Origin of the sequence: Paenibacillus rhizovicinus (genome assembly GCF_010365285.1) — a bacterium.
GTDB lineage: Bacteria > Bacillota > Bacilli > Paenibacillales > Paenibacillaceae > Paenibacillus_Z > Paenibacillus_Z rhizovicinus.
This window is the reverse complement of record NZ_CP048286.1, coordinates 1,803,125-1,820,736: the sequence shown is the minus strand read 5'-3', so window position 1 is coordinate 1,820,736 and position 17,612 is coordinate 1,803,125. Positions and strand designations below refer to the sequence as shown.

At 52.9% G+C, this 17,612-nt stretch carries 13 protein-coding genes; 10 read left to right on the top strand and 3 right to left on the bottom strand.

Features of this window, described 5'->3' with window-relative positions; genetic code table 11:
• The first annotated feature begins 161 nt into the window (after positions 1 to 161).
• Positions 162 to 794, top strand: a complete 633-nt coding sequence (locus GZH47_RS08440) for a class I SAM-dependent methyltransferase (RefSeq protein WP_162639686.1) — start codon at positions 162 to 164, stop codon at positions 792 to 794.
• A 59-nt stretch (positions 795 to 853) separates the two neighbouring features.
• Here GZH47_RS08440 and GZH47_RS08435 read toward each other — a convergent pair whose 3' ends face one another.
• Complete coding sequence (locus GZH47_RS08435) at positions 854 to 1,969, bottom strand: MGDG synthase family glycosyltransferase (protein ID WP_162639685.1); 1,116 nt, start codon at positions 1,967 to 1,969, stop codon at positions 854 to 856.
• Between the two features lie 196 nt (positions 1,970 to 2,165).
• On the opposite strand from GZH47_RS08435, the gene kapB reads away from it, so the two are divergent.
• The 3 genes from kapB to GZH47_RS08420 all read left to right on the top strand — a co-directional run bounded on the left by kapB (position 2,166) and on the right by GZH47_RS08420 (position 5,994).
• A complete protein-coding gene (kapB, locus tag GZH47_RS08430; protein WP_162639684.1) occupies positions 2,166 to 2,552 on the top strand; it encodes a sporulation phosphorelay system protein KapB in 387 nt (128 codons plus the stop codon).
• A gap of 216 nt (positions 2,553 to 2,768) precedes the next feature.
• Positions 2,769 to 3,359, top strand: coding sequence for a TetR/AcrR family transcriptional regulator (locus GZH47_RS08425; protein ID WP_162639683.1), 591 nt, complete (start codon positions 2,769 to 2,771; stop codon positions 3,357 to 3,359).
• A gap of 613 nt (positions 3,360 to 3,972) precedes the next feature.
• Entirely contained in the window at positions 3,973 to 5,994 is a 2,022-nt protein-coding gene (locus GZH47_RS08420; protein WP_162639682.1) for a YhgE/Pip domain-containing protein, read from the top strand.
• A 630-nt stretch (positions 5,995 to 6,624) separates the two neighbouring features.
• On the opposite strand, the gene GZH47_RS08415 is transcribed toward GZH47_RS08420, so the two are convergent.
• Positions 6,625 to 8,016, bottom strand: coding sequence for an SGNH/GDSL hydrolase family protein (locus GZH47_RS08415; protein ID WP_162639681.1), 1,392 nt, complete (start codon positions 8,014 to 8,016; stop codon positions 6,625 to 6,627).
• 444 nt (positions 8,017 to 8,460) lie between these two features.
• On the opposite strand from GZH47_RS08415, the gene gltB reads away from it, so the two are divergent.
• Complete coding sequence (gene gltB, locus GZH47_RS08410) at positions 8,461 to 13,065, top strand: glutamate synthase large subunit (protein ID WP_162639680.1); 4,605 nt, start codon at positions 8,461 to 8,463, stop codon at positions 13,063 to 13,065.
• 255 nt (positions 13,066 to 13,320) lie between these two features.
• A complete protein-coding gene (locus GZH47_RS08405) occupies positions 13,321 to 13,515 on the top strand; it encodes a hypothetical protein (protein ID WP_162639679.1) in 195 nt (64 codons plus the stop codon).
• Between the two features lie 97 nt (positions 13,516 to 13,612).
• Here GZH47_RS08405 and GZH47_RS08400 read toward each other — a convergent pair whose 3' ends face one another.
• Positions 13,613 to 13,981, bottom strand: a complete 369-nt coding sequence (locus GZH47_RS08400) for a helix-turn-helix domain-containing protein (RefSeq protein WP_162639678.1) — start codon at positions 13,979 to 13,981, stop codon at positions 13,613 to 13,615.
• Positions 13,982 to 14,233: 252 nt separating this feature from the next.
• Here GZH47_RS08400 and GZH47_RS08395 point away from each other — a divergent pair, with 252 nt between their 5' ends.
• The 4 genes from GZH47_RS08395 to galU all read left to right on the top strand — a co-directional run bounded on the left by GZH47_RS08395 (position 14,234) and on the right by galU (position 17,601).
• Positions 14,234 to 14,989 carry a tyrosine-protein phosphatase gene (locus GZH47_RS08395; RefSeq protein ID WP_162639677.1) on the top strand — a complete coding sequence of 252 codons (756 nt, stop codon included), beginning with the start codon at positions 14,234 to 14,236 and terminating at the stop codon, positions 14,987 to 14,989.
• A 33-nt stretch (positions 14,990 to 15,022) separates the two neighbouring features.
• On the top strand, positions 15,023 to 15,772 hold the full coding sequence (locus GZH47_RS08390; RefSeq protein ID WP_162639676.1) for a YveK family protein: 750 nt from the start codon (positions 15,023 to 15,025) through the stop codon (positions 15,770 to 15,772).
• Entirely contained in the window at positions 15,753 to 16,445 is a 693-nt protein-coding gene (locus GZH47_RS08385) for a CpsD/CapB family tyrosine-protein kinase (RefSeq protein ID WP_162639675.1), read from the top strand. The genes GZH47_RS08390 and GZH47_RS08385 overlap by 20 nt, the downstream gene beginning before the upstream one ends.
• Before the next feature lie 265 nt (positions 16,446 to 16,710).
• Complete coding sequence (gene galU, locus GZH47_RS08380; protein WP_162639674.1) at positions 16,711 to 17,601, top strand: UTP--glucose-1-phosphate uridylyltransferase GalU; 891 nt, start codon at positions 16,711 to 16,713, stop codon at positions 17,599 to 17,601.
• The last annotated feature ends 11 nt before the right edge of the window (positions 17,602 to 17,612 follow it).

Here is a 17,612-nt window from a genome sequence, read left to right as displayed (position 1 = left end):
GTACACCAATGCAGTATTGCATCATTGAACAAGCGCGATTGCCCTGGTTTGGGGCGGTTGCGCTTTTTGAGTTTTTCCAGCCTGCGTTCTATAATGGGGATGAAAATTCGTACGGAGAGCTTGCCAAGCGCAGCCATTATAACGCTAAAGGAGATCGGGGAATGACGGAAATTTGGGAATCCAGTTTTATCGAGAATCAGATGATGTGGGGATTTGAGCCTTCGGAATCGGCCATCCTGATCAAAGATTTATTTCTTGCGAAGAACGTGAAAGATATCTTGATTCCCGGCTTCGGATACGGCAGAAACGCAAAGATTTTTATGGACAACGGAATTCGGGTGACAGGCATTGAGATTTCGCAAACGGCGATTGATCTGGCAAGGAAAGCAGGGCTTGCGAATCCTGTGTTTCACGGCTCGGTATCGGATATGCCCTTCGACGACAAACAGTATGACGGTATATTCTGTTATGCGCTGATTCACTTATTGAACAAGGATGAGCGAGAGAAGTTCATTCAAGCTTGCTACAATCAGCTGAAGCCAGGCGGAACGATGGTGTTCACGACGATTTCGAAGGATGCTCCGATGTACGGCAAGGGGAAACAACTAGGGAAAGACTACTACGAAATCATGGATGGCATGAAAATGTTCTTCTATGATGCGGAATCGGTCGATCAAGAGTTTGGAAAATATGGACAAATCGACTGTTCGGAAATCGTTGAACCGCATAAGAATGCGGAGAATAAACCGGCTTTTCCATTTATCATGATCAAATGTCATAAGGAACTGGGATGATATAAAAATACGATAGGTATAGCGCACCTGGGCGTCCAGAATGGGCAGAAAAAAAGCCGTCACTGCATTAGCTGCAGGACGACTCGGGAGCATTCCATGGGATTGTATTGCTGATTGCGTTTCGTGAGCAGATCGTTGCGGAACTTCACCGACGAGTAAGGCTCTTGCATGAGCTCGAACCAGCGGTCGATCGTATCCCTGGATTCCAGCATTTCGCCGAAGCCGCTTGCGACGAAGTATTCGCAATTGACTTCTTCCTGGCCGGGGATCGGTTCGTAGAACAGCATCGGGATTCCTTTGCTGAGGCCTTCCGTGCAGGTCATGCCGCCGGGCTTCGTAATGAGCAGGTCGGATACGTCCATCAGCTTGTTGATTTCCTTCGTGAAGCCGAGCACCTTGATATTGGGATGCTGATAAACGGGATCGGCGAGCATGCGTTCGCGCACTTTCTCGTTGCTGCCGACGCAGTAGATGAGCTGAACGCGGTCGCGCCAGCGAGTCATATAACTGAGCAGGTCGTCGCTGTACATAATGCCCCAGCCGCCGCCCATGATAAGCACCGTTGGCATCGGTTTCAAGTCGAATTGCGCCTGCAGCTCGGATTTGTCGTGCGTCTGCCAGAAGTTCGGGTGAACGGGAATGCCGGTTACCTGAATCCGGCTGGCGGATATGCCGCGCTCCAACAGTTTGTTCTTCACTTCATTCGTAGAAACCAGATATTTGTTCACTTCGGAGCTTGTCCAGGTGCCATGCGCATCGTAGTCCGTAATGAGCGTATAGAGCGGCGTCGTCAGGCCGAGACGTTTTAAGCGTGATACAACGGCGTTCGGAACCGGATGCGTGCATACGATCAGGTCGGGCTTCAATTGCGTGATCACCTGCGAAGTGTGGGTATAAAATAAGCGATGAAGCGCCAGCTGCGTGAAACGGTTCAACGATTTTTTATATTGTCTGCGATAGAGCCTGCCGAGCAGTTTGGGCTGTTTCGTAACCGTTCTCCGATATGCGGACACAATAAGCGGACCGAGCACCGGGTTCAAAAAATTGCCCAGTTCGATTACGCGGGTTTGGATGGAGGAATCGAGCGACCGCAGGCCGACGGCCAACGCGTAGGCAGCCTGCGTATGCCCGGAGCCGAATCCCTCGGAAAGCAGCAGCACTCGTTTTTTATGCATATTCTCACCTGCTTCTCTTACCTTATCAGTACAGCCGTAATACTCTCTTATCATATTACGACGGGCAGACGGCGAGCACAAGGATGGAATTAAGACTTGCGTATGATTGCACGGTTATTTTATCCTAAAACACAGACGGTTATGGCCATATCAGGCCAAAAACGGAAAAAATCGGATCGGGAACGGAGCGATGAGCATGCAAGAGCAGCAGAGAAGAATACCGGAACTGGGTGCAATAGTAGCGTTCACGAATAAAACAGGCCGTTATGCAGGCGAGGTAATGGAAATTAATGGGCCGCGGGCGCTGGTGAAGGTGCTGGCCGTGTTGAAGCATCCCGAACAAGGCGATCTGCACAACCCGTATAATCCGGATGTGCCGATGTTCCATGAGCGCCGGGCGCTCAGCTATACGGAGAAGACGAATGTGTTATTCGGCGAAATTGAACCGTTCTACGGAGAAGTACCGGATTATAAGGAATCGCGCGCTCGCGCGTTGGCTGCGGAAATCGAAGGGCTTGACCGGCTGAAGCGGTGGGCGGAACGGGGTCTGGACGCGCTTCGGACGCTGGAGAAGGAATACTAAGGGGAAGCAGTTGATCCAGAGGAAGCGATTCTAGAAGAGGTCATTCAAGAAGAGGCAATGAGGAACAAGCAATCAGCAAAAGCAATCAGGACAAAGGATGCAGTTCGCAGTGAAAGAGTTTGGGGGAATTGCGGATTTTGACTAAATGACCATATTGTATTTATGGTCATTCGATGATAAGCTGAGTCCATAAGATGAGCGAAGGAGGCTGCAGCGATGACGGGCACGAAGAAACCGGTCGACCGCAGGGCACAGATCGTGGAAGCGGCGGGGAAGTCTTTTGCCATGTTCGGCTACAAGGCGACGACGATGGAGCTGGTGTCCAAAATCGCCGCGGTCGGCAAGGGAACCATCTACACCTTCTTCGCGACGAAGGAAGAGCTGTTCAGCGAAATCATCGGCGAGCTTGCCAAGGAGCTGCGCGAAATCGCGGACCGGACGATCGATCATGACCGGCCGTTCTTCGATAATTTGTCGGCGGCGCTGCATGAGCTGCTGCTGTTCCGCGAGAAGCACGAGCTGATCGTGAAGCTTTCCCAGGAAGTGCGGGACTTCGGCACGCCGATGGCGAAGGACGGCATCGCCAAGCTGGAGCAGGCGATCGTCGCCGTGCTCGAGCAGGAAGTGTCGTATGCCATCCGCAAGGGCGAGCTGCGCAGCGCCAATCCGAAAATGACGGCTTTCGTCATGCTGAAGCTGTACTTGGCGCTCGGCACGGAATGGAGCAAGCATCAAGAACCGCTTACCAGGGGAGAACTGGCCGATTATTTCAGCGGGCTCATGCGAGATGGTTTGTTGCAGCGTTAAGGAGAAGGGTAATTAAAGATGCAGAGCACGGGTGGTGCAGGCGGACAAGGTCGCAGGCTGTTGGCGGAATGAGGCGGTTTGTATTAAAAATCGTACAAAGCATCGTGCGAGGAAGCCAGCAGCCGGAGTTTTGTACGAAAAATCGTACAAAGCAGTGTGCGAGGCAGCCCAACACGGGGGTTTTGTACGAAAAATCGTACAAAGAAGCGTGCGAGGCAGTCCGACGCGGGAGTTTTGTACGAAAATTCGTACAAAGAAGTGTGCGAAGAAGCCGGTAGATCAGGCTCAAGAAAGAGACTGCATCGCCTTCGCGGCCCGGCCCCGTGGAGCGTTGTGTGAATCCAGATTGTGACCTGCGCGCCGTCGTCCATGGTAGTGGCGGCCTGCTCGGAGTGGAGTGCGGTATCGTCGACGGCCCAGAACCTGCTACAAAACGACCTCAATCGTCATCCAGACGGCGGATGCCGTACGGATCTTTGATCCGTGGTAAAGATTGGAGTAAAGATCGAATGAAAGAGCGGCGTCGCGCTGCTTCTTTTTTTGCTCGTGATTGACCAAAAGTCTAATTTGGTCAACTGGTTCAAAAAAGTGAATGAATATGGAGGCGCAAAACATGCAAGGTTTATCATTGTTCGGCAAAGAGTTAAGCCGGATTGTACGCAATCCGAAGCTGCTTATTCCGATCCTCGGGATTTTGTTCATTCCGATCATGTACAGCGGAATGTTGATCGGTGCTTTCTGGGATCCTTACGGGAAGCTGGATAAGATGCCTGTCGCCGTCGTCAATGCGGACGCAGGCGCGGATTTCAAAGGGAAGCCGCTGAGCGTCGGGGCGGATCTGGTCAAGGAGCTGAAGGCGAACCCGTCGTTCAAATGGACGTTCGTCGACGCGAAGCAAGCGGAGGACGGGTTGAAGAACGGCAATTATTATTATGTCATCGAAATTCCTTCCGAGTTCTCGCAGCAGGCGACGACGCTATTGGATAAAGAGCCGCATCCGGCGGCGCTCAAGTATTTGACGAACGACAGCGAGAACTTCTTGGCTGCGAAGATCGGCGCTTCGGCGATCGAGAAGCTGCAAACCGATATTTCGCAGCAGGTGACCAAAGCTTATGCGGAAGCGGTATTCGGCAGTATCGGCGAAGCCGCTGACGGATTCACCCAAGCGAGCGAAGGCGCGGGCAAGCTCGCGGACGGCGCGAAGGATGCGGAGCAGGGCGCTGCGCAGCTTCGCGACAATATCGCGAAGCTCGCAAGCAGCACGAAGCAGCTTGTCGGCGGCGTGGACGCGCTGGGCAGCGGCGCCGGCCAGTTGAAGGCCGGCACGGCCGCGGTCAGCGACGGCTCGGCGAAGTTATCCGCCGGGCTCGGGAAGCTTGCCGCCGCTGGCGAACGGCTCGGCGATGGCGCGGACTCGGCCGTATCGGCCGGCGCGAAGCTGGCCGATGGGCTGGCATCGGCGCAGCAGAGCAGCGCCGATCTCGCCGGCGCAGCCGCGAAGCTGTCGGCGGCGCTGGACGCGTACGCCGCCGCGCAGGAAGGCGCAGCGCGGGAGGATAGCGCGCTGCAAGGGTTGATCGGCGCAGCCCGCGAGCTATCCGCGGGCGCAGCCGGGCTCTCCGGCGGCAGCGCGAAGCTGGCCGCCGGCGGGGCGCAGCTGCAGCAGGGGCAGCGCTCCCTGCAGCAAGGGCTTGATGCGCTGCACGCGCAGCTCGCAGCCGCAGCGCAGAGCGGCGCCGAGCTGTCCGCCGGCGCCAAGACCGCCGCGGCGGGCGCCGCGAAGCTGGCGGACGGCGCAGCCGCCGCGGGCCGCGGCGCGGCGCAGCTGTCGGGCGGCGCCGACAAGCTGGCCAGCGGCTCCGCCGCGCTCGCGAGCGGCGCTTCGCAGCTCGCCGGCGGCTCGGCCGAGCTGTCGGGCAAGCTCGGCTACGCCGCAAGCCAAACCGAGGGCGTCATCGGAACCGACGCCCTGTACGACATGTTCGCGAATCCCGTCCATGTCGAGGAGCGCAAGCTGACGAACGTGCCGAACTACGGCACGGGCTTCGCCCCGTATGCCTTGTCGCTCGGCCTGTTCGTCGGCGCGCTGCTCTCGACCATGGTCGTGCCGATGCGCGAGACCGGCACGAAACCGCGCTCCGCTTGGAGCTGGTTCGTCAGCAAGGCGCTGCTCTTCGCGGGCGTCGGCGTTATTCAGGCGCTGATCGCCGACGCGATTCTGCTGTACGGCATCGGCATGCACGCCAATCACATGGGCGCATTCGTCGGGATGTCGGTCTTGACGAGCATCGCGTTCATGATGATCATCCAATTCCTCGTCACCTTGCTGGATCAGCCGGGACGATTCGTGTCCGTCATCCTGCTGATCCTGCAGCTGACCGGCAGCGCCGGCACTTACCCGCCGGAGCTCGTGCCAGCTTGGCTGCAGCGCATCGGGGTATGGCTGCCGATGACGTACGCCATCCGTTCGTTCCGCGAGATCCTGACCGGCAACGAGCTGCAGACAACAGGCGGCAACGCTGCTTTCCTGGCGGTCGTCGCCATCTTGTTCGCGGCGCTCTCGCTCATCGTGTTCGTGATGATGCGGCGCAAGGAACAGCGTCAAACCGCTGTTCCTTCCGAATTGGCGTTATAATGAAGGAACAGGTTGAGCTCGGATAATCGGCAGGAGTGAATTTCCGTTTGTCGGCCTCACGCAACAAGGGCGAAATCCCCGGAACAGCGCGCAGCTGTCCGGCGGACTTCGCCCTTGTTCATGTTCCAGCGCCGCGAACGGGCCCAACAGCGGATTCCGCCTCCTTATCTAAAAGGCATATGCAGCTGCTTAACAAGTTGGACGGGCCGCATTTCTATTTCACAAACCCGTCCTAAGGGTTAAGCTGCCTCCCGCATACTCGCGATTTGGAAGATGCGGCCCCAAATGTAACGAATCTCAGCCGCCTTATGTTGTACGTTTTAGCTGGTTTTTGAAGCTAAGGAACTCCAGCGATGCTAAAGGGTCTTTGTTCAACCGTTACAGCACGTTTCAGTGTCCATAAGGTGGACTGGGTTCGTTAGCAGCCGCAAGGACGCTAGAACTCCCTAATAGCGCCAGCTGAGTTCGTTACGCTTGATCCAGCGACACAAGCTTGCAGAGGTGCTTGTGTTGTGTGATCGTGGACTGGAATCGCTTGTGAATCAAATGTGGTCCCCTAACATCAAGAAAGGCGCTGCCATCCCGGCAGCGCCTTTCCGATTCCCATCCAACTCCATGTTCCTTCAATACTTACGAATTAATAAACACAGTCAAAATCGGCTTCCGGTAATCCACCTGGTAACCAAGCCCCTTCGACAAAGCGGCCAAAGGCAGGTAAGTCAGCGAATTTCCGCCCGACTGCTGCAGATAAGCCGGCGTCTCGAGCGGGACGGTCTGCCCGTTCACGACCATCGACTTCGCGCCCATCGTGAACGCGACCTTCTTGCCGCCGGAGGCGATCGTCGCCGTCCGCGTTTTATTGTCCCAATTCAGCGTCGCGTGCAGCGCATTAGCCACGTCGCGCATCGGCAGGAACGTCGTATTGTTTTTCAATACGGGCGGATTGCTGCCCTTCAAGTCCGTGCCGTTCACGATGACGCGAAGCGGGGCTCCTGCAGCCAGCGCAGCCGGATCGCGATAATCGCCCCAGATGCCTTGGGCGAATGCGCGGCCCATGACGTCGTAGCCGGATTGTTTCGGATGAATGTCGCCTTTCAAGATGTACGTGTACGTGAGCTCGTTGCCTTTGAACGGCGTGGATACGTCAACCGTGCGAACATCGTAGCCTTCCTGCGTCAGCTTGGCGGCAAGCGTCTCGTCCAAGCCTTTCAGCTTCGTTACGCCGCCAGTCAGAATATCATATTGCGACTTCGTTATGGCCTTGTTCAATATTGAAGGAGCAGGTGCCGGCAGATACTGATCCGCGAAGACGATCGTCGTTTTCGGATTCAAGGCGAGAATCGAGCGAAGCGAAGACTCCAGCTGCGGCACGTAGTCCGCCAGCATCGTATCCAGTTTCGTCTGCAGTTCGGCGTCCGTGATGCCTGTCGTCCGAATGTCGTCGAAGATCGGCGTAAAATCGTTCCCGCCGATCGTCAGCGTGACAAGGTCGGCTTTCTTCAGATCGTCAGCCAGTGCGGCAGACTTGCCAATAATCTCCGCATTGAAGGTATACGCCGAAGGGTCTATGCTGTCTTTAGCCAAATTCGGCTGGATCTCTTCGGGGGTCACGCTTGTACCGTTCGCTGCCGCCTTCAAGAAGTTGTTCAGACCCGGCGTGCGGAGCGCCATTATGCCATAGTTCTTCACATCCGCGCGTCCGTGGTAGAGCGCTTGTTCATATACGCGGTCGACGTAGCCGTAAGGAACGGAAGTTAATTGCATGCCGTTCTCGTACCCGACGGTCAACGAATCCCCGACAGCAACGATGTGAAGCGGTTCGCCTGTTGCAGCAGCCTTCGGCGCGGCCGGTGCGGCTGAGTAAGTGCGCACTGTGGCTTCTGAAGCAAGCGGGGATGACGCCGGCTTGGCAATCGGCCCCAAACCTTCCGCGTAAGCGGCCCCCGTACCGATCGTGGCGAGCAATAGCACCGCCGTCAATGCCGCAGTCCGGCTCTTGGACTTTTTGAACGTACGCAGCAAATGAAACACTTCCCTTCGACAAATTATGTGTGTAAATGAAAATAAATGTACAAAAAGTGCAAATCCAAACCGCCCCTGCAGTCCGTTTCGGTAAGGAAGTCTTATCACTTTTAGCAAAATATTAAATTGATATCGATATAGGGTGATGATACAATCAAATAATAACGAAATCCCATGAAACCAGTCCGTAAGTCACAAGGATGCTGATGAATCCGGCATTTTTATCCAGCCGCTGCTCAGCGTCTTTTTTTGAAGAATGTTGTGAAAGCCGATAGGAAATGTTTTCATACCGGAGTCAATTTCGTCATTAGGATCGCAAGGGACTGACTCTTACCTGCCTGTATTTTACGCCATTCAGGGCAAGAAAAGAAGTCGAATTCTGCAAAAGAATCCGTTCTTTCTACTCGTTTATTCAAAAATTTCTTATAGAGAGGTTGCATCCAAGTGAAAGAGAACCGTTTAGGGTTGCCGCCGAAGCAAGGCCTGTATGACCCGCAACATGAGAAAGACGCCTGCGGCATGGGTTTTGTGGCTAACATCAAGGGATTGAAATCACACACGATTATCCAGCAGGCGCTGACGGTGCTTGAGAACATGGAGCATCGCGGCGGACAAGGAAGCGAGCCGAACACGGGAGACGGAGCAGGTATCCTGCTTCAAATCCCGCATGGTTTCTTCTCCCGCGAACTGAAGGGGCTCGGCATCGAGCTTCCGGCTAACGGAGAATATGCCGTCGGCATGTTGTTCCTGTCGCAAGACGAGAGCGTGCGCAGCAAGCACGAGCGTGAACTGGAAGCGATCATTCGCGAAGAAGGCCAAACGCTTATCGGCTGGCGTACCGTTCCGACGAACGACGAGAAGCTTGGACATTCCGCGAAGACGGTGAAGCCGTTCGTTCGCCAAGTGTTCATCGGCAGAAATGCATCGCTTCAGGATGAGCTTGCGTTCGAACGCAAGATTTACGTCATCCGCAAGCGCGCCGAGCTGGCAATCCGCTATTCCGGCATGGAAGGCGCGGACAGCTTCTATTTCTCCAGCTTCTCGAGCAAGAAAATCGTGTACAAGGGGATGCTGACGACCGAGCAGGTTCGTTCTTTCTACACAGAGTTGAACGACGAAGCGATGGAAACGGCGATTGCCCTGGTTCACTCCCGGTTCTCGACGAACACGTTCCCAAGCTGGGAACGCGCGCATCCATACCGTTATCTGATCCACAACGGCGAGATCAACACGCTGCGCGGTAACGTCAACTGGATGCATGCCCGTCAAACGTTGTTCGCATCGGAATTGTTCGGCGAAGATTTGGACAAAATCAAACCGATTATCAATCCGGACGGCTCCGACACGGCGATGTTCGACAACACCTTGGAATTCCTGTACCTCTCCGGACGCTCGCTGCCGCATGCGGCAATGATGATGGTGCCTGAGCCATGGTCCAACCATGAGGGCATGAGCGACGAGAAGAAAGCTTTCTACGAATACCACAGCTGCCTAATGGAACCGTGGGATGGTCCTGCCGCAATGGCATTCACCGACGGTACCCAAATCGGCGCTATCCTCGACCGGAACGGTCTTCGTCCTGCCCGTTATTATGTAACGAAGGACGACGTCATCATTCTCGGTTCCGAGGCGGGCACGGTTCACGTCGATCCGGAGAACGTTGTCTATAAAGACCGTCTTCGTCCAGGCCGCATGCTGCTTGTTGATACCAAAGAAGGCCGCATCGTTTCCGACGAAGAAGTGAAAGCGCAAATCGCGACGGAGAATCCGTACCGCGAATGGCTGGATGAGCATCTCGTCGGTCTTGACGACTTGCCGGACGCGCCGGAGCTTCCGGAACCGGACCATGATACGGTCGAACAGCGCCAGCAGGCATTCGGCTACACGTTCGAAGATCTGCGCAAAGTGCTGGAGCCGATGGCTGGCAGCGGTGTAGAGCCGATCGCTTCCATGGGTTACGACGCGCCGCTGGCGATTCTGTCGGAACGCCCGCAGCGTCTGTTCAACTACTTCAAGCAAATGTTCGCGCAAGTGACGAACCCGCCGATCGACGCGATCCGCGAGGAAATCATCACGGCAACGGGCACGACGCTCGGACCTGAGCGCAACCTGCTCAATCCGGAGCCGGAGAGCGCGCGCCAGATCCGTCTGCCATCGCCGGTCCTGTCGAACGAAGAATTCGCGAAGCTGCGCCATGTGCGCCGCCCGGGCTTCAAGTCGATTACGCTGCCGACGCTGTTCGAAGCAGCCGAGGGCGTAGAGGGACTGCGTTTCGCGATTAAGCAAATGTGCGAAGCGGCTGACCGCGTTATCGGCAAAGGCCATAACGTGCTGATCCTGTCCGACCGCGGCGTGGATCGCGAGAATGCGGCGATTCCTTCGCTGCTGGCCGTATCCGCCCTGCATCATCATCTCATTCGCGAAGGCACGCGGACGAAAGTCAGCATTTTGCTGGAATCCGGCGAGCCGCGCGAAGTGCATCACTTTGCCTTGCTGCTCGGCTACGGCGTAAGTGCGGTTAACCCGTACCTCGCGTTCGAGACGCTCGACGATATGATTCGTCAAGGCATGCTCAAAGGCGTTACGCATGAGAAAGCCGTTAAGAACTTCATTAAAGCAGCTACCAAAGGCGTTGTGAAAATCCTGTCCAAAATGGGGATCTCCACGATTCAATCGTACCGCGGCGCGCAAATTTTCGAAGCTGTCGGCTTGAATCAAGAAGTCGTGGATGCTTACTTCACATGGACGGAGACTCGCATCGGCGGTATCGGCCTTGAAGTCATCACGGATGAAACGCTGAAGCATCATAACCGCGCATTCTCCGATCAAGAAGGACGCGTGAAGGAGCTTGACTCCGGCGGCGAATACCAGTGGCGTAAAGACGGCGAAGACCATCTGTTCACGCCGCAGACGATTCATACGCTGCAGATGGCTTCCCGCGCGAATGATTATAAATTGTACAAGAAGTTCTCGGACCTCGTGCAAGGCGAAGACAAGAAGCATCTGACGCTTCGCTCGCTGCTCGACTTCAACTTCGCTGCGGATCCGGTGCCTCTGGACGAAGTCGAATCGGTGGAATCCATCGTGAAACGCTTCAAGACCGGCGCGATGTCCTACGGCTCCATCTCGAAGGAAGCGCATGAAGCGCTGGCGATCGCGATGAACCGTATCGGCGGACGCTCCAACACGGGTGAAGGCGGCGAAGATCCGGCGCGCTTCATTCCGGATGCGAACGGCGATTCCCGCCGCAGCGCGATCAAGCAAGTCGCTTCCGGACGTTTCGGCGTTACGAGCAACTACTTGGTCAACGCGGACGAAATTCAAATCAAGATGGCGCAAGGCGCGAAGCCGGGCGAAGGCGGACAACTGCCAGGACGCAAAGTTTACCCTTGGGTAGCCGAAGTCCGCGGATCCACGCCAGGTGTCGGTCTGATCTCGCCTCCGCCGCATCACGATATCTATTCGATCGAGGATTTGGCCGAGCTCATTCATGATCTCAAGAACGCCAACCCGCGCGCGCGGATCAACGTGAAGCTCGTATCCGAAGTCGGCGTCGGCACAATCGCTGCAGGCGTGGCCAAGGGCCGTGCGGACGTTATTCTCGTCAGCGGCTACGACGGCGGCACGGGCGCATCGCCGCTCGCATCGCTCCGTCATGCAGGCATGCCTTGGGAGCTTGGCCTTGCCGAGACGCACCAAACGCTGATGCTGAACAACCTGCGCGATCGCGTCGTCGTGGAGACGGACGGCAAAATCATGAACGGCCGCGACCTTGCGATCGCAGCATTGCTCGGCGCGGAAGAATTCGGCTTCTCGACGGCTCCGCTCGTCGTGCTTGGCTGTATCATGATGCGCGTCTGCCAGCTGGATACTTGTCCGGTCGGCGTCGCGACGCAGAACCCGGAACTTCGTCAGAAGTTCATGGGCGATCCAAGCCATGTGGCGAACTACATGCTGTTCGTTGCGCAAGAGTTCCGCGAATTCATGGCGAAGCTCGGCTTCCGCACCGTCAACGAAATGGTTGGCCGCGTAGACCGTCTGCAAACCAAAGACCTGATCGATCACTACAAGCTCAAAGGCATCGATCTTCGTCCGCTGCTGCACCAAATGGAGGTTCCTCAGGATGCCGCCCGTTACAACACGCAGCAGCAGGATCATAAATTGGAAGAGTCGCTCGACATGCAGCATCTGCTGACGCTTGCGCAGCCGGCGCTCGAATCCGGCGAGCAAGTGCGCGCGACGCTGCCGATCACGAACATCAACCGCGTTGTCGGTACGATCGTGGGCAGCGAAGTAACGCGCAAATACGGCGCTCAAGGGCTGCCGGAAGATACGATTTCGTTCCACTTCGTCGGTACGGGCGGACAGAGCTTCGGTGCGTTCCTGCCGAAGGGCATTACGCTCTCGCTGGAAGGCGACTCCAATGACTATGTCGGCAAAGGGCTGTCCGGCGGTAAAATCATCGTCGCTCCGTCTCCGAAGGCGACCTTCAAGTCGAACGAGAACGTCATTATCGGCAACACCGCGTTCTACGGCGCAACGAACGGCGAAGCTTACGTCAGCGGTATCGCGGGCGAACGTTTCGCAGTGCGTAACTCCGGCGTCAAAGTCGTCGTCGAGGGCGTAGGCGATCACGGCTGCGAATACATGACCGGCGGACGCGTTGCAATCCTCGGTACGACAGGACGCAACTTCGCGGCAGGCATGTCCGGCGGCGTAGCGTATGTCCTGGACGAAACCGGCGACTTCTACAAACACTGCAACATCGAGATGGTTCTGCTGGAGCGCGTTGAAGAAGCTCGCGACATCGAGGAGCTGCAAGGCATGATCAAGCGCCACGTGGAATACACGGGCAGCGCGATCGGCGACCGCTTGCTGTCCGATTGGGAAACGTCTTTGACGAAGTTCGTCAAAGTCATTCCGAAAGACTACAAACGGATGCTCGCGCAAATCGAGAAAATGGAACAATCCGGCCTCGAAGGCGAAGCAGCATTGCTTGCCGCGTTCGAAGCGAATATGAAAGAGCTGGCCCGCGTAGGCGGGAACTAAGCATAACTGGGACAGAAACAACATAAGCTGGCAGTGGATCATTCACTGTCAGCTTTTTTTTGTGGTCTTAATTTGTGAGGAAAGTATGAGTTTCGCTAACAATTGAGTAAAAAACGACAAAATTAGTACTTAAATGTGAGTTTAAGCGCGCAACCTTCGACAACCTTTTTGGATAGGACTGGATATAATGGAAGTGCGAACAAGCGAGTCAGCAGAGATATAGAGGGATAGAGAAGATAAAGGGAGAGGTTCATAGTGGCTGAAATTCAAATGAGGAATAGGTTGTGGGGAAGTCAGGTCCGGAGTTTGATGAAGAAGCGTGATCAAGGCAGTGATGGAGGTACAACGTCCCAGACGGTACAGTTGGATGTCCTGGAAATTCTCGAGCAGCTTGGGATTGATCGTGCGGATTGGCCGGATGGTCTTCCATCATTAGAGGGAAAGCAATAATCATACATAATATACATAATGCAATACCCAATAAGTTACAATAAAAAACCATAGCCGTTCAACCGGCTATGGTTTTTTATTGTGATACAAGGGATTGCTATTTCATATCGCGTGCTGCACGAACGAATGCGATGAAATTACGCGCTTCCTCGGGAGATAACTTAACACCATCTATAGTTAAATCGAATTTGCGAAGGATTTCTTCTTCGGACAGCTCTAATTGATCGACAAATTCTCGAACAGGCTCATCCAAAGTGATGTGAGGAACAGTGGTTCGGCCGACCAAATAGTCGACGGACACATTGAACAGATCGGCGAATTTCGACAATGTCTCGGAATCCGGTTCGCGACGATTTTTCTCATAATGAGACAGTGCAGCGCGAGAAATACCAAGCAGTCCGGCTGTCTGTTCCTGAGTCCAACCCCGATCTTCCCTCAGTTTATAAATGATACTTCCGATGTTCATATTTCTCCTCCTAACTAGCTATAACTCCATATTATAACGAAACGCTTACAAATGCATGCTAAGTTACAAAACGTCGCAAAAAGCTTAAAATCATGAAAAGGGTATTGACATGTTACGTTCTGTATCGTAAAGTTAGATCAACAAGTGATACATAATGTATCTTAATTTACTCTCATCATGACCCGAAGCAAGCGGATTTATACGTGTTCATTAGGCATCTCATGACAAATTTTTTTTGGTAAGGTGGCAAGCATGATTGAAATTCACTCCCACATCCTACCCGGGATAGATGACGGAGCCCAAAGCAAGGACGAGTCGCTGGAAATGGCCATACACGCTGTCGAGCAAGGAATTACTGACATTATTGCAACGCCGCATCACGGAGATGGTACTTTCGAAACGCCGCCTAATATCGTTCGAAGGAATGTTGAAGCGCTCAACGAGTGGTACAGCAGGCACTCGCTTCCCATTAAGGTACATGCAGGTCAGGAGATTCGAATTCATGCAGACTTACTGGATGAATGGGAGAAACAGCAGCTGCTAACCTTGGCTGGCAGCCGTTATATCCTGATTGAGCTTCCCCCGAGTCATGTGCCCTCATACTTGAACGATATGATTCATGAGCTTCGCGTCCGTGGCCTGGTGCCTGTAATTGCCCATCCTGAAAGGAACAAAGAAGCGATTGCATCACCGTCATTGATGAGTTCCTGGATTGAGCAAGGAGCACTATGTCAGTTAACCTCGCATTCGTTAACGGGTTATTTCGGCAGGAAAATACAGAAGTTATCGTTGCAGCTCTGCAAAAGTAGTATGATACATTTTGTTTCATCAGATGCGCATCATAATCAACAGCGTAATTTCGCGCTTGAAGCGGCGTTTCGTATCATTGAACGTTCAATCGGTAAGGATGTCGTCGGCCGCTATATCGAGTACGGCGCTAGACTGCTCCAGAATGAAGAAATCGTTATTGATTCACCTGGAAAGGTGAGGCGCAAGCTGTTTTGGTAGTCGCCCTTAACTACTATATCGGAGGTTACTCACGTGGAACTTAAACAATATATGCAAGTGATTCGAAAGAAAATGTGGCTGATCAGCATTATCGTTGTCTTTGCCTGTGTTTTGACTGGCATTAAGAGTTATATGTTTACGGATTCAGTCTACTCAGCAACGGCTAAGCTAATTGTTAATCAATCCTATAATTACAACGGAACGCAGATGCTGGATTACAATGTGGTGCAATCCAATATTATGATCGTTAATTCTTATAAAGAAATTATCTACTCGTCGGCAATTCTTGATAAAGTAGTCGCTAGCTATCCAAAACTTAATCTTACCGCGAATGAGATTAGTTCTAGCATTTCTGTAAGTTCGGCGAATGATTCACAAGTTATGAATATATATGCAACGGATTTATCTTATAAACGAGCTGTTGAAATTGCGAATGCAGTAGCAATTGTTTTTAAAGACGAAATCCCTTCTATCATGAAAGTAGACAATGTTACGATTCTTTCGAAGGCTGATTTGGATGAAGAAGCATATCCCATAAATAAGGGTCCCCTTACAATGATTATCTACAGCTTAATAATCTCACTGGTCCTTGCTGTAGGTTTAGTGTACTTAATGGATTATCTGGATGATACGATTAAATCAGAAGAAGATGTTCTTAAGACAATTGATCTTCCGATGCTAACTTATATTTCCAAAATAAACAAATCCGATCTATCACCGCGAAGATCCCGAGTAACTAATAAACAGGTAGGTGAGGGAGCATATGCCACGGCAAAACAATAACCACAATTTGATTACAATGGAAAATCCAAAGTCTCCGATTTCTGAGGCGTATCGATCCTTGCGGACGAACATTCAATTCTCTGCTATTGATCAGAACATCAAAGTACTGATGGTTGCTTCATCAAAATCTGGTGAGGGAAAGACAACAACGATTACGAATTTAGCTGTCACTTACGCACAAGAAGGGAAACGTGTGCTGCTGATCGATGCCGATCTGCGCAAGCCATCCTTGCAACAAGTGTTCCAATTGACGAACAGAACGGGGTTAACAAGTATTTTGTTGAATCAGTTTCCGCTCATGGAAGTCATTCGGGAAACAAGTGTGGATAACTTGTTCGTCATTACTTCCGGGCCAATTCCGCCGAATCCGTCTGAAATTCTTGGTTCGCAGAGGATGCTCTCGTTTCTTGAAGAGGTGAAGGAAATCTATGATGTCATTTTATTCGACACGCCTCCGGTGCTTGCCGTAACGGACAGTTTGATCGTTTCATCTTTCTGCGATGGCGTGTTGCTCGTGGTGCATGCGGGAAAGGTCAAAAAGGAACTTGTTAAGAAAGCGAAATCGAGTTTAGATCACGTGAAGGCCAAGATTCTAGGCGTCGTTCTGAATAATAACAGCCGATCCAAGGCTGATGGCCAGTATTATTACTACTATTATGGCGGTAAGGAATAGCAGTTAGATAGAAGGATGTTTCAATGTTCAGGTAATGTCTACTGTACCTTTATCACCGTAGACACTCGGTCATGCTGTGGGCTTACGAGCCTTAGACGTTCATCGTCGAGAGTGTGATGTGAGGAGGGGTTTAATGCCCCGGCTTTAACAACTAAAAAGGCGAGCTATACTTTCTAGTTATTAGAGAGTATAGCTCTTTTTTTTAGCAGCTTGAGGATGCAGAAGAAGAGATAGAGAATCGAATTCATGGATAGGATGTGTGTAGATGAAGAAGGTTCGTAAAGCCATTATCCCTGCAGCGGGGTTAGGCACAAGGTTCCTACCCGCAACCAAGGCGATGCCGAAGGAAATGCTCCCGATTGTCGACAAGCCTACCATTCAGTACATTGTCGAAGAAGCGATAGCAGCCGGCATTGAGGATATTATTATCGTGACGGGCAAAGGAAAACGCGCCATTGAGGATCATTTCGACAATGCTTTCGAGCTGGAGACGAACCTCCAGGAGAAAGGTAAGTTGGAGCTGTTGGATGAGGTAAGGCGATCATCTCAAGTGGAAATTCACTATATTCGTCAGAAGGAGCCGAAGGGGCTTGGGCATGCGGTATGGTGTGCCCGTAAGTTTATAGGTGACGAGCCTTTCGCGGTTTTGCTGGGAGATGACATCGTTGTCGCTGAGATACCGTGTACCAAACAGCTTATCATGCAATATGAACACGTGCAGCGATCCGTTATCGGCGTGCAGGCAATTTCCATTGAACAAACCGAGCGTTATGGTGTAGTAGACCCGCTTGACTCCGTTGGTAAACTATATTCGGTCAAACAATTTGTAGAGAAGCCGAAATTGGGAACTGCGCCATCCAATTTAGCCATTATGGGAAGATACATCCTTACTCCCGGGATATTTGATTATCTTGAGCGGCAAGAGAGCGGTGCAGGCGGAGAAATTCAATTGACGGATGCCATACAGAAGTTGAATGAAGATGAAGGCGTCTATGCATACGATTTTGATGGCAAACGATACGACGTCGGGGAGAAGCTTGGTTTTATTACGACGATGCTTGACTTTGCATTGTTGAATAATGAATTGCGTCTTCCGTTGCTGACCGCGCTTGAAGAAATCATTGAACATGAGCAATTGAAGAAATATAACCTGTAGGGTCGGGGTGA